This is a genomic window from Sphingomonas faeni (assembly GCF_023195535.1).
In the GTDB taxonomy this organism is placed as follows: domain Bacteria; phylum Pseudomonadota; class Alphaproteobacteria; order Sphingomonadales; family Sphingomonadaceae; genus Sphingomonas; species Sphingomonas faeni_B.
In genome coordinates, this window is sequence record NZ_JALPNF010000007.1 from 124261 (window position 1) to 137431 (window position 13171).

Annotated in this window: 11 protein-coding genes and 2 tRNA genes; 1 reads left to right on the top strand and 12 read right to left on the bottom strand. The window is 66.7% G+C overall.

Annotation, left to right across the window (positions count from 1 at the left end):
- Nucleotides 1-189 precede the first annotated feature (189 nt).
- Genes SPHN_RS13945 through SPHN_RS13955 form a run of 3 tightly spaced genes read right to left on the bottom strand, consistent with a single transcriptional unit; the run spans nt 190 to nt 5771 of the window.
- A complete protein-coding gene (locus SPHN_RS13945; RefSeq protein ID WP_248524299.1) occupies nt 190-3537 on the bottom strand; it encodes an error-prone DNA polymerase in 3348 nt (1115 codons plus the stop codon).
- Between the two features lie 13 nt (nt 3538-3550).
- On the bottom strand, nt 3551-5020 hold the full coding sequence (locus SPHN_RS13950; RefSeq protein ID WP_248524387.1) for a Y-family DNA polymerase: 1470 nt from the start codon (nt 5018-5020) through the stop codon (nt 3551-3553).
- Nucleotides 4989-5771, bottom strand: coding sequence for an ImuA family protein (locus SPHN_RS13955; RefSeq protein WP_248524302.1), 783 nt, complete (start codon nt 5769-5771; stop codon nt 4989-4991). The genes SPHN_RS13950 and SPHN_RS13955 overlap by 32 nt, the downstream gene beginning before the upstream one ends.
- 196 nt (nt 5772-5967) lie before the next feature.
- Here SPHN_RS13955 and SPHN_RS13960 point away from each other — a divergent pair.
- A tRNA-Gly gene (locus tag SPHN_RS13960) sits at nt 5968-6042 on the top strand.
- A gap of 319 nt (nt 6043-6361) precedes the next feature.
- Here SPHN_RS13960 and SPHN_RS13965 read toward each other — a convergent pair.
- The 9 genes from SPHN_RS13965 to nusB form a co-directional block, all read right to left on the bottom strand.
- Nucleotides 6362-6437, bottom strand: a tRNA-Phe gene (locus SPHN_RS13965).
- Between the two features lie 53 nt (nt 6438-6490).
- Nucleotides 6491-6673, bottom strand: a complete 183-nt coding sequence (locus SPHN_RS13970; RefSeq protein WP_248524304.1) for a DNA gyrase inhibitor YacG — start codon at nt 6671-6673, stop codon at nt 6491-6493.
- On the bottom strand, nt 6673-7620 hold the full coding sequence (locus SPHN_RS13975) for a ribonuclease (protein ID WP_248524306.1): 948 nt from the start codon (nt 7618-7620) through the stop codon (nt 6673-6675). Before SPHN_RS13975 ends, SPHN_RS13970 begins: the two co-directional genes overlap by 1 nt.
- Nucleotides 7613-8191: a Maf family protein gene (locus tag SPHN_RS13980; protein ID WP_248524308.1), complete on the bottom strand. Its 579-nt coding sequence runs from the start codon at nt 8189-8191 to the stop codon at nt 7613-7615. The genes SPHN_RS13975 and SPHN_RS13980 overlap by 8 nt, the downstream gene beginning before the upstream one ends.
- 44 nt (nt 8192-8235) lie before the next feature.
- Nucleotides 8236-8454, bottom strand: coding sequence for a translation initiation factor IF-1 (infA, locus tag SPHN_RS13985; protein WP_031441079.1), 219 nt, complete (start codon nt 8452-8454; stop codon nt 8236-8238).
- 92 nt (nt 8455-8546) lie between these two features.
- The gene (locus tag SPHN_RS13990) at nt 8547-9158 is read right to left on the bottom strand and encodes a hypothetical protein (protein ID WP_248524310.1); all 612 of its coding nucleotides are present in this window, start codon (nt 9156-9158) and stop codon (nt 8547-8549) included.
- Nucleotides 9159-9280: 122 nt separating this feature from the next.
- On the bottom strand, nt 9281-11437 hold the full coding sequence (locus SPHN_RS13995; protein ID WP_248524312.1) for a sodium-translocating pyrophosphatase: 2157 nt from the start codon (nt 11435-11437) through the stop codon (nt 9281-9283).
- Between the two features lie 91 nt (nt 11438-11528).
- On the bottom strand, nt 11529-12422 hold the full coding sequence (gene thiL, locus SPHN_RS14000; RefSeq protein WP_248524314.1) for a thiamine-phosphate kinase: 894 nt from the start codon (nt 12420-12422) through the stop codon (nt 11529-11531).
- 192 nt (nt 12423-12614) lie between these two features.
- Nucleotides 12615-13070, bottom strand: a complete 456-nt coding sequence (gene nusB / locus SPHN_RS14005; RefSeq protein WP_056488135.1) for a transcription antitermination factor NusB — start codon at nt 13068-13070, stop codon at nt 12615-12617.
- Nucleotides 13071-13171 lie beyond the last annotated feature (101 nt).

Sequence of the window (13171 nt, forward strand, 5' to 3'; positions counted from 1 at the left end):
CGTCGCCCCCAAGCCCGTCGCCCCCAAGCCCGTCGCCCCCAAGCCCGTCGCCCCCAAGCCCGTCGCCCCAGCGAAAGCTGGGGTATCCCCGTGAGGCGCTGGTCGCGTTCCACGTGAGTTACCCCAGCTTTCGCTGGGGTAACGGGCCTGGGCTTCGAGACGGGATCGGGATCCGAGACGGGATTGGAATTAATGAAAGTCGCGCGACTTGGGCAGCACGCGCACATCCCGAGGATGCGTCGCCCGCGGATGATGCGCCCGGGCATCCGGGCTCCGCGTCAGCACCGGGCGGATCACCTCGTCGACCCGCGCGAGCGGCGGCTCCAGCGCATGATCCTCCGACAACAGCCGCAGCATCTCGGTGCGGTCCTGCACCCGCGACGTCATCAGGTGCGTCACGCCTTCCTCGCTGCGCTGGATCACGCCCTCCAGCACCATCAGTCGCGACGCCATCACCGCGCGGCGGTTCGCCTCGAAATCGCGTGCCCACATCAGCCCGTTGGTGACCCCGGTCTCGTCCTCGATCGTCACGAAGATCGCATTGCCCTTGCCCGGCCGCTGGCGGACCAGCACGACCCCCGCCACCTTCGCGCGCCGCCCGTCCTTGGTCGCATTGGCCTGCGCGCTCGACAGGATTCCCTCGGCGGCGAAGCGTTCGCGCAGGAACGCCATCGGATGCCCCTTCAACGACAGTCGCGTCGTCTGGTAATCCGCCGCCACCTGCTCGGACAGCGGCATCGCCGGCAGATGCGCGTCGGGCTCCTGGCCGAGCTCGGGAACCTCGGCAGCCGCGAACAGTGCGAGTTGCTTGGGCGGCGTCCGACGCACATCCCACAACGCTTCGCGGCGCTCCTTCGCGACCGATCGAAACGCGTCCGCATCGGCGAGCAGGTTCATCGCCCGCTGCGGCAGGGTCGCCCGCCGCGCCAGGTCCTCGATCCCGGCAAACGGCCCGCCCGCCCGCGCCGCGACGATCGCCTCCGCCCAGTCCTTGCGAAACCCGTCCACCTGCCGAAACCCGAGCCGCAGATCCGCGCCCAAGGCCTCGAGCGAGCTATCCCACGTGCTCGCATTCACATCGACCGGCAGCACGGTCACGCCGTGCTCGACAGCATCGCGCACCAGTTGCGCCGGCGCGTAAAATCCCATCGGCTGCGAATTGAGCAATGCGCAGCAGAACACCGCCGGATGAAAGCATTTGATCCACGACGACACATACACCAGCCGCGCGAACGACAGCGCATGGCTCTCCGGGAAACCATACGACCCAAACCCCTCGATCTGCTTGAAACAGCGCTCGGCAAAGTCCGCCTGATAGCCGCGCGCGACCATGCCGCCGACCAGCTTGGCCTGGAAATTGTCCATGCCGCCGACCTTGCGGAACGTCGCCATCGATTTCCGCAACTGGTTCGCCTCGTTCGGCGTGAACCCCGCCGCGACGATCGCCAGCTTCATCGCCTGCTCCTGGAACAGCGGCACGCCGTAGGTGAAGCGGAGCAGTTGCTGCAATTCGTCGGGCGGCCCGAATTTCGGATCGGGCGAGGGAAACTCGACCACCTCCTTGCCGCTCCGCCGTCGCAGATATGGATGCACCATGTCGCCCTCGATCGGGCCTGGTCGGACGATCGCGACCTGCACGACCAGATCGTACAGCACGCGCGGGCGCAACCGCGGCAGCATGTTGATCTGCGCGCGGCTCTCGACCTGGAACACGCCGATGCTGTCGCCCTTGCAGAGCATGTCGTAGACCCGATCGTCCTCGGCGACCGCGATCGTATCGAGCTTGTGATCGCCGTGGCCGTGTGCGCGCATCAGGTCGAACGCCTTGCGGATGCACGTCAGCATTCCGAGCGCGAGGATATCGACCTTCATCAGCCCGAGCGCGTCGATATCGTCCTTGTCCCATTCGATGAAGGTGCGCTCCTCCATCGCGCCGTTATGGATCGGCACCATCTCGTCGAGCCTCCCCTGGGTGAGCACGAACCCACCGACATGCTGCGACAGATGGCGCGGAAATTCGAGCAGCCGGTCGACCATCTCGCGCAGACGCGCGATATCCGGATTGTCGACGTCGAAGCCCGTCTCGGCGAAACGCTGTTCCTGGAACCGGTTCGAGAAACTGCCCCACACCGTGCTCGTCAGCCGCTGCGTCACGTCCTCGGTCAGGCCCAGCGCCTTGCCGACCTCTCGCACCGTGCTCTTGGGGCGATAATGGATGACGGTCGCGGCGATCGCGGCGCGGTTGCGGCCATAGCGGCGATAGATATACTGCATCACCTCCTCGCGCCGCTCATGCTCGAAATCGACATCGATATCCGGCGGCTCGTCGCGCTCGCTCGATACGAACCGCGAGAACAACAGGTCGTATTTCATCGGATCGACCGAGGTGACGCCGAGCAGGTAACAAACGACGGAATTGGCCGCGGAACCACGACCTTGGCACAGGATCGGCGGATCCTGCGCGCGCGCGAACCGGACGATGTCGTGCACGGTGAGGAAGTAATAGGCGTAGTTCCGTTCGCGGATCAGCGGAAATTCCTCGTCGAGCAGCGTGTGCATTTTTGCAGGGATGCCGTCCGGATATTTCGCCCGTGCCGCCTCAAGGACGAGGTGTTCGAGCCAGTCCTGCGCAGTCCAACCTTCCGGTACCGGCTCGTGCGGATATTCGTATTTCAGGTCGTCGAGCGTGAAGGTTATTCGCGATAACAACCGCGCGCTCTGCGCCACCGCATCGGGGCGATCGCGGAACAGCCGGGCAATCTCGACCTCGGGCTTCAAGTGCCGCTCGCCATTCGCCGCGAGCAGCCGCCCGGCCTTGTGGATCGTCGTGCGCTCGCGGATGCAGGTGACGACGTCGTGCAGGTCGCGATCATCGGGATAGGCATACAGCGCGTTGGTGGTCGCAAGCACGGGCACGCCCGCCGCATCGGCAATCCGACCAAGCCGCGCGAGCCGCCGCCGATCGCGACCACCACGCGGCATCGTTACGCCGAGCCAGACCGCATCCGCGCCCAGTCGCTTCACCGTCTTGAGGATCGTCGGCAAGTCGCGCTCGCGCCGTTGCGGAAGCGCGTAGCCTTCCGGCAGCGGTGACACTGGCGTGGCACCGCGCGCGCTGCTTTCGGGCATCACCACCAGCATCATGTCGGCATGATGCGCGATCAGGTCGCCCAAGCCGAGGATGCAGCCACCTTTCTCGGCACGGCAGTTACCGACCGTCAGCAACCGGGTCAGCCGCCCCCAGCCGCGTCGGGTCGAAGGGTAAGCGACGATATCCGGCGTCCCGTCCTCGAACACCAGCCGTGCACCAACAACCAGGCGGAAATCGATCGGCGGCATCGCCATGCCGAGCAGCCCGTCGCGTGCCTTCTTCAGCGCCTGGTGCGCGCGGACCACGCCCGCGACGGTGTTGCGATCGGCGATCCCGATCCCGCTCAGTCCCAGTTGCACCGCGCGCCCGACCATTGCGCCGGCATCGCTCGCGCCGTCCAGGAACGAGAAATTGGTCGCCGCCACGAGTTCGGCGAACCCGGTCATGACGCTGGCGTGGTCATGCGAAGACGCCGTGGAGGTACCAGCGCGGTGCCTCCATCTCGGAATACAGGCCGTGGCGGAAGATCCAGAAGCGGCGGCCGCGGCGGTCTTCGATGCGGTAGTAATCGCGCGTCGGGATGTCCTGGCGCCGCCACCACTCGCCAGCGATCCGCTCCGGGCCCTCGCTATGCGCCACGTCGTGCACCGTGCGACGCCAGCGGAAGCGGTGCGGCGGGCCGTCGGGGACCTCGGCCATCATCGACTCGATCGGTTGTGGCGGATCGAACAGATAGATCGGCCGGAGCGGAGGCTCCCCCGTCTCGGGCGCGCTCCACGGCGTCGGGGCAGGGGCCTCGGCGGCGGGCAGCATCAGCTCGGCCTGTTCGGGAATATGACTGTCGCGCGCCGAAAACCGGCGCACGCGCGCCCGGCCCAGCCGCGTGCCGAGCTGGTCGACAAGCTGTGCGACCTCCCCCTTCTGCGCCTCGCCGCCCTCCAGCTTCAACTGCGACGCGTCGAGCTTTTCAGCTAATGCGACATCGAGCCTCACCAGATCATAGCCGAATCCCGGGTCGAGCGGGTCGGCTAGGCTGTCGATCCGTTCGCGGAACAATCGCATTAATAACGCCACGTCGCGCGTCGGCTGGCCCGTCTCGATCCGCAGACGCTGGACCAGCCCGTCCGCACGAAACAGCCGCGCCTCCCACCGCCGCCCGCCTTCGTGACGATCGGCAAGCTGAGCGACAGCCTCGGTGGCGAGTTCGGCCAGTACCTCCAGCGCGTATTCGGTCCGCGCGATCGGCTCGGCGAAGCGACGCTCGACACCGATCCTGGCCACCGTGCGGCGCGCGATGATCGGCCCCTTTACCGACCCGTCGAGCCGGCGGATCATCATCGCCGCTTCCTCGCCGAACCGCGCCGCGATCGTCGCCAAAGGCCGCGCCATCACATCGCCGACCGTCTTCAGCCCGGCACGCGACAAGGCGGTCGTCGCATCCTCGTCGAGGCCCAGTGCGGCAACCGGCAACCGCTTCACCGCACGCTTTTCATCGGGTGCAGGCGCGCCGGCATAGCGTGCGAGCGCGCGTGCGGTATCGGGCGTGTCGCCGAACGCGTGGCGCACCAGCAGCCCGCGTCGCGCCAGCCGCTCCTCCAGATCGGCGGCCAGTCGCCGCTCGCCCTCGAACTCGTGCACGCACCCGGCGATGTCGAGGATCAAGCCATCGGGCTCGTCGAGCGCGACCGACGGCGTGTACCGCTGGCATCCGTCCGCCAGCCGCTCGAGCCATTCATGGTCGGCATGCGCGTCATGCTCGTACACCTCCAGTTCCGGCACCCGCGCCCGCGCATCGGCGAGCGTCAGCCCCGGCTGGAGCCCCGCCCGCACCGCCTCGCGGTCGAGCGCCTTCAGCCGCACCCCGCCCGACATGGTCTCGACGAACGCGACCGGTGTTTCAGCCCGTCCGACGAACAGATGCGGCCGCATCGTCCGCAGCCGCTCGATCGGCAGCCACGGGAATACCAGCGCCAGGTAGCGCCGCGGGATCACCAGAGGCGAAGGCGGTTTGGTCGAAGATGTACGCGTCACGGTCCCACTCCACACGCCAGCGAAGCCCGGCCTGGCCTCCGCGTCGACGCAGCAATTCGATGTCGAAGGCAGGTTTGCCAGGTGCATCGGCCTCCAAGGGCCGGGAACGACACGCCGCCACCTGCCAGCGCGACGCCGCCGCACTCGGCACGGTCTCTGCACCGATCCGCAGGCTGAGGATGGTCACGCCCGAGGCTTCGGCCGCCAGCATCAGTCGCCGCGTCGCGGTCAGGTCGATCTTTGGCGCGCGTCCCCAAGACTCGATCAGCAACGTGCCAAGCCCGTGACACCGCGCGGCATCGGCGGCGGCGCGCAACAAGTCCGCCTCGTCCTCGACCACCGCCAGCACCAGCGACGTCACGTCGAGCCCCATCTCGACCAGCCCGGTTGCATGCAGCCGCCCGCCCTGCCGCTCGCTCGCCTCGGTCCGCAACCACATCACCGGCGCCGCACGGGCCGCCAGAACCGACGCCACCGCGAACCCTGCGCCGCTCGCCGCATCGTCGACGGTCGCGAAAACCTCGTGCAACTGCGCCTTGGCCATCCCCTGCGTCAGCCACGCATCGTCGGCGCGCCCATCACCCTGGGTCGGCATTCCCGTCGTGGCGATCCGCTTCAGGCGGGCAATCAGGGCTGACGACTCGTTCACAGATGTTCTTGTAATGTTCCAATGGGTGAGTCGCCAAGCGGAATCTCGCAGGGTTGACCGCTTTGTGCGGCGCACAACATTCTGGATGATTTTCGCGCGAAAGTGGAAAAGGTGCTTGCCGTTCCCTAAACCCCGGGCTAACAGCGCGCCTCACCCAGTCACCGTGTCGCTTCAGACCGGAGACATAGGCGCCAGAGCGGGCGTAGCTCAGGGGTAGAGCACAACCTTGCCAAGGTTGGGGTCGAGGGTTCGAATCCCTTCGCCCGCTCCAGTTTTCTATAGTAAATGCAATCACTTAGAAACTGGCCGCCGCAGCCGAGGTGACACCTTACAGCGCTGATTTTACGCCTAGCGACCCATCATCACGCGCATGCGGCATGGCAAAGTGTCCACCTGGGTCACGGGCTCTCGACGCTCGGGTCAACATGATGTGCGCGGGTAGAAAGCTTCTTCGGTGCGTAATCGCGCCGGCACAGGGCGATCAGGGTGTCGCCGGGACCATGCGGGTATGCATGCATCGGGAACCACAAGCCTTGCGATCAAGCTTCACCCGGCGATGAAGTTGTACGTCTCGACTGCCAATGGAAAAATGGTGCCCGGAGACGGGGTCGAACCGCCGACACTGCGATTTTCAGTCGCATGCTCTACCAACTGAGCTATCCGGGCACGTCCGGTCTGGGACCGGAGAAGCGTCCGACCTTGCGATCGGAAGGGCGCGTTTAGTCGGGGTCTTCGGCGGTGTCCAGCCCCGTTTGCGATATCGGTCGGCCGGGAATGCGATAGCCCTCGCCGAGCCACTGCAACAGGTCGCGATCGCGGTGGCGGCTTGAGCAGAACGGCTTGTACTCGGTGACCGCGGGCTGGTCGCAGATCGGGCATTTCACGGTGACGGCGGTGGGCATCAGGCGCTCTCCAGTTCGTGGACGACGCCTGTGCGACGCGCGAGTTCCGCCAGCCACGCCGGACGGGCCATGAGGCGGGCGTGGACGGCTGCAGGCAAGGTGTGGCGCCGCGAGGCGGCCGGTGGTGTGCGTTCGAGCGTGCGGAGCGCCGCGCGCGTCGCGGCGCCTGCCGGATCGGCGCGAAGAATTTCCGGGATCGACGCGCGCGGGCGGGCGCGGACGATCTGGAGGAAGCCGAAGCCGTTCATCGCGGTGCGCTCGAACGGCTGCGGCAACGATTCGTCGATCGCGGCGGCGACGGCATTGCGTTGCGTCTTGCCGGCGATGGTCGGGAAATCGATGCCGATCGAGCCACCGATGCCGTGTCGGCGAATCGCTCGCGCCACGGCATGCGCGGCGGCGATCGCGAGCGTATCCAGTGGTGGCGCGCCATCGACGTCGAACAGAGCCATTGCGGGCGTCGGCGAGAGGCGGAGCGCGCCGAGCGGGAAGACGATCTCGCCACTCACAGCCTCGTCGAGCAGCTCGGACCAGCCTGCCGCCTCCAGTGCGTCGGGTTCGTGCGCCCGCGGACTGCGGACGGGCAGGCCGGTCGCCACGAGGCGATCGTACAGCGTCGGGGCGGGGCAGGCGGTCAGGTCGGTCGGGACCGCCTTGGCGAGTTTGGCACGACCGGCCTCTGGCAGCGCTTCACGGGCGATCTCGACGGTCAGGCTCGCGCCTTGCGTGATGCCCGTGGGGAGATGATTGATCAGAGCCTCGCCGCCATCGAGAACGACGCGACCGCGTCGGCCCGGCAATAACTCCACGAGCCTCGCGCAGGCGACAAGCCCAACCTTCAGCGCACTATGGTCGTCGAGTTCGATCGCGGCTTCGACGATCTCGTCATTGTCCACCAGCGCGGCACGTGCCTCGCCGATGCCGGCTTCGTAGAGCCATTCAGGCAAGCGCGACGCCCGCGGTCTTCAGCAAGGCGCGCGTCTCGAACAGCGGCAGGCCGACGACACCCGAATGGCTGCCCGAAAGGAAGCGGACGAACGCCTCCGCGCGGCCCTGGATCGCGTAGCCGCCGGCCTTGCCGAGCCCTTCGCCGCACGCGAGATAATCGTCGATCTCGGCGGGGGAGAGGGGCTTGAACGCGACGATCGTGTCGGCGATGCGGGTCCGCACCTTGCCTGTCGCGTCGATCACGCAGACCGCGGACAGGCAGTGGTGGCGCCGGCCCGACAGCTTGCCGAGCAGGTCGCGCTGGATGTCCAGCGTGTCGGCGGGCGGTAGGATGCGACTGCCGAGCGCGATCGTCGTGTCGCCGGCGAGGATGATCTCGCCCTCGGCGCGCGCAACGGCGCTGGCCTTCTCGACCGCGAGGCGAAGCGCGTAGGCGCGCGGCGGTTCGGCCTTGCGCGGGCTCTCGTCGATATCCGGAGATTCCACGCGCGACGGCACGACGCCGAGCCGCGCGAGCAGGTCGCGGCGGCGGGGCGAGGAAGAGGCTAGGACCAGTGCTGGGACCACCATTGGTGCCTCGTTGTAGAAGCGGTAGGCGCCTAGACGCCACGGGCTTATTTGAAGCGGTAGGTGATGCGACCCTTGGTCAGATCGTACGGCGTGAGTTCGCACAGCACCTCGTCGCCGACCAGCACGCGGATGCGGTTCTTGCGCATCTTGCCGGCGGTGTGACCGAGAATCTCGTGGTCGTTTTCGAGCTGAACCCGGAACATCGCGTTGGGGAGGAGTTCCACCACGCGGCCGCGCATCTCGAGCAGTTCTTCCTTGGCCAAATATAATCTCTGAATTGGGGGAATTTCGGGACGAGCGCCCTTACCGCAGGTTCGCGAAAAAGGAAAGCACGGCCGATGCGCGGTCACAGGCGTCATGCCCGTGGCCGTTGAACGAGACGTAGATATCGTCGTCCGGCACGATGGAAACAAGGGCGCAGTGCGCAAGTGTTCCGCCATCCGTACCACGCCCCGTCATCCTGACGAAAGTCAGGACCCAGGATAATTGAGGACAGCCCCTTGTCGCTCTGGATCCTGACTTTCGTCATGATGACGGGGCGATGGCGATCACGACATTCTGGCGCGTTCACAGCAACGCGGTGCAGCTCGAGCAGGCGGACCGCCATCATCGCTAGATACGCCATCATGTCGTTGTCGCCGAGAAACCCGCGCATCGCGTTGAGCAGGTCGAACGCCTTGGTGTTGCCGCTCCGCGCAACCTGATCGAAGGCGTCCTCGGCGGTGTCGTTCCAGTGCCAGGTGTCCTCGAACGCCTCGATCTGCGCATTCGAGGATTTGCCGTCGGGTCCTTGAACAGGATGCCGGAATTGGCGTTCGAATTGAACGGCGGATCGAGATAGATCAGGTCGACGCTCTCGTCGGCGATTTCCTTGCGGAGGACGGCGAGGTTGTCGCCGTAGAAGAGGTGGTTTTCGGGACGGTTTCGCATCCGTGGACGATGCGAGGGCGGCGGCGCGCTCGTCCAAGCTAGATGCATCCTGAGGCAGGAAATCAGCTCCGTTCCGGAGCTTTCGCACGAGCATCGCCGCCGAAGCGACTGTCATCCCGAGGCCTTATGGGATCGGGATGACGGATCGTTTCCCTGCAGTTACCCGACGCCGCCGCCAGCCAGCGCCGCGAGCAGCAGCAGCGCGACGATGTTGGTGATCTTGATCATCGGGTTCACCGCCGGGCCGGCCGTGTCCTTGTAGGGATCGCCGACGGTGTCGCCGGTGATCGCGGCCTTGTGCGCCTCGGATCCCTTGCCGCCGTGATGGCCGTCCTCGATGTATTTCTTCGCATTGTCCCAGGCGCCGCCGCCGCTCGTCATCGAGATCGCGACGAACAACCCGGAGACGATCACGCCAAGCAGCATCGCGCCGAGTGCAGCGAAACCGGCGGCCTGGCCGGCGACCGCGGTGATGATGAAATACACGGCGAGCGGCGACAGCACTGGCAGCAGTGAAGGCACGATCATCTCGCGGATCGCCGCCTTGGTCACGAGGTCGACCGTACGCGCATAGTTCGGGCGGCTGGTGCCCAGCATGATGCCGGGATTGTTGCGGAACTGCTCGCGGACCTCCTCGACGACCGCGCCGGCCGCGCGACCGACTGCGGTCATGCCGAATGCGCCGAACAGATACGGGAGCAGCGCACCCAGGAGCAGCCCGACGATGACGTACGGATTGGACAGGCTGAAATCGACCGTGACGTCGGGGAAATACGTCGCGAGATCGGTGGTGTACGCGCCGAACAGAACCAGCGCGGCAAGCCCCGCCGAGCCGATCGCATACCCCTTCGTCACCGCCTTGGTGGTGTTGCCGACCGCATCGAGCGCATCGGTGCGCTGGCGAACGTCGTCGGGCAGGCCGGCCATCTCGGCGATGCCGCCGGCATTGTCGGTGACCGGACCATAGGCATCGAGCGCGACGACCATGCCGGCCTGCGCGAGCATCGCGGTCGCGGCAAAGGCGATGCCGATGATCCCGGCCAGCTGGTACGCGACGATCACCGCGACGACGATCACCAGCGTCGGCAGCGCGGTGGATTCGAGGCTGATCGCGAGGCCCTGGATGACGTTGGTACCGTGGCCGGTCTCGGACGCCTTGGCGATCGACTGGACCGGGCGGTGGTTGGTGCCGGTGTAATATTCGGTGATCCACACGATCAGCCCGGTGACGACGAGGCCGATCATCATCGACCAGAACAGGTCCATGCCGGTGAAGCTCTGCGTCAGCGACGGTGCCGCCTGCGTGGTGAGGTCGTCGGTCGCGGGATCGAGAAAGCCGGCGCCGCCGATCACGCGGTGGAGGTCGCCGAGCACATATTGCGTGGCGAGGTAGATCGCCGGGATCGACAGGAGCGTCGAGGTGAAGAACCCCTTGTAGAGCGCGCCCATGATCGAGCCCTTGCCGAGCCGGACCATGTACGTGCCGATGATCGAGGTGACGATGCACACCCCGCCGACGAGCAGCGGGAGGGTCATCAGCCGCATCAGCTCGGCGCCGCTCGCCTGGATCAGCAGCGCGATCGAGATCATCGTGACGCCCAACGTGACGACGTACGTCTCGAACAGATCGGCGGCCATGCCCGCGCAATCGCCGACATTGTCGCCGACATTGTCCGCGATGACGGCGGGGTTGCGGGGGTCGTCCTCGGGGATGCCGGCCTCGACCTTGCCGACCAGATCCGCGCCGACGTCCGCCGCCTTGGTGAAGATGCCGCCGCCCAGTCGCGCGAAGATCGAGATCAGCGAGGCACCGAATGCGAGTGCGGTGAGTGCCTCGACGATGATCCGGTCGTTGGGCGCATGCCCTGCGGGACCGGTGAGGTACCAGAAGAACGCGCTGATCGCGAGCAGCCCCAAGCCCGCCACGAGCATGCCGGTGACCGCGCCCGACCGGAACGCCATCGTCAGTCCGGCCTGCAGCGACGTCCGCGCGGCCTCGGCGGTGCGGACGTTGGCGCGGACCGAGATGTTCATGCCCACATAGCCCGCGACGCCCGACAGGACCGCGCCGATGACGAAGCCGATCGTCGAGATCATCCCAAGTGTGAAGAGAAGGATCGCCGCGACGATGACACCGACGATAGCGATCGTAGTGTATTGCCGCCCGAGATAGGCCTTCGCGCCCTCCTGAATGGCGGTGGCGATGTCCTGCATCTTGTCGTTGCCGGGGGACGCGGCGAGCACCTGTCGACTGGTGACGAAACCATATAGGACGGCAATCACGCCGCAGATCATGGCCAAATAGACGATCGTCATACGGCGCTATCCCTCTTTTCAGGTCCTCTCCGGTCCCGACTTTGCCGAGTCCCGATGCGAGGAACCTATCAGTGCAGGGGCATTGCGCAAGTTATCCGCGCGGGGCGTGCTGATAGCCTAGACTTGGCGGGAGCGGGACGGGCTTGCCGGAGTCGTGGAGCGTGAGCCCGGAGCCGGCTGAAAACGTACCGACGAGGGTAGCGTCGGTGACGAAATCTTGCGGTGCAGCGAAGAGGAGCTGGTAATCGTCGCCGGCCGTCGCCGCGGCCAGCCGGTCGCCGGTGAAGGCGCGGTAGGCGTCGGAGAGGGGAATGCGGGAAAGGTCGATCGTGACCGCGAGGCCGCTGGCGCGCGCCATGCGGGCGGCGTCGATAAGCAGGCCATCGGATACGTCCATCATCGCGTGGACGTGCGGCGCGAGGATGCGGCCGTCCGCCAGGCGGGGTTGCGGGCGTCGGTAGGCGGCGAGCAACTCCGGCGGACCGTCCTTGCCTAGCGCGATCGCGAGTCCCGCGCCTGCGTCGCCGATCGTGCCGGTGACATAGAGCGCATCGCCCCCTCGAGCGCCGGTGCGGGCAGGGGAGGCAGCGTCGCTCCCGAATGCGGTGACGGTGAGGATGCGCGGTGCGTTCGGCGGGAGCGTGACGGTGTCGCCGCCGATGATGCGCGTGTCGAAACTGGTCAGGACGTCGGCGAGCCCTTCGAGGAACGCCCGGTCCCATGCGTCGTCGCCGAGCGGATAATTGAGGAGGATACCCTCGGGCTTCGCGCCCTTGGCGGCGAGATCTGAGAGGTTAGTCGCTACCAGCTTCCACGCGACGTCCTGCGCTGGGTCGGTCGGGATGAAATGCACGCCTTCGACCAGCGTGTCGGTCGTGACGACGAGCGGCCCCGCGTCGAGCAGCGCCGTGTCATCGTTTAAGCCCCGCGCGGCCAGATGCAGCGGGAGCTCGCGCAAGGCAGCAATGAACTCGGCCTCGGTCACGCAAATCCTCCCCGGAACGGGGAGGGGGACCGTCCGCACAGCGGAGGGTGGAGGGGGCGTGCCGCGAGCGTTGCGCCAGCGGGGCGCATCCCGGCCGCGAAGTAAGGTCCGTAACGCTCAACCACCGGTACGCTTGCGGAAGCCCCCCTCCACCATGCTGCGCATGGTCCCCCTCCCCGTGCCGGGGAGGATCTAGGCACGCACCTCTTTCGCGATGCCGTCGAGCAACCCGTTCACGAACCCCGACTCCCGCTTGTCGTAGAACGCATGCGCGACGTCGACATATTCGCTGATCACCGCCGCCACCGGCACGTCCTTGCGCGCCAGCAACTCGTACGTGCCCACCCGGATGATCGCCTTCATCGGCTTGTCGAGCCGCGCGAGCGTCCAGCCCTTGGCCAGCTTGCCCTCGATCAGGACGTCGATCTCGCCGGCGCGTGCGTTCGCACCGGTGACCAGATCGTCGAAGAAATCGACGTCGGCCTCGGCATATTCGACGTCTTCGATCGTCGCGCCGAGCCGGTGCTGGTGGAATTCGTTGAGCAGGACGGGCATCGCGGTGCCCTCCATCTCGTGCTGGTACGTGGCCTGGACGGCGGCTAGGCGAGCGGCGGCACGCGCCTTGGTGCGGGGGGCGGTTCGAGTCATAAGCGGTTGCCTGTAGGCGCGGGGGGGCTGTGTGTCAGCCCTTTGCGTTTCTTGCATCTTAGGGAAGAAGATTGGTTCGCGCAGAGGCGGAGAGAGCGCGG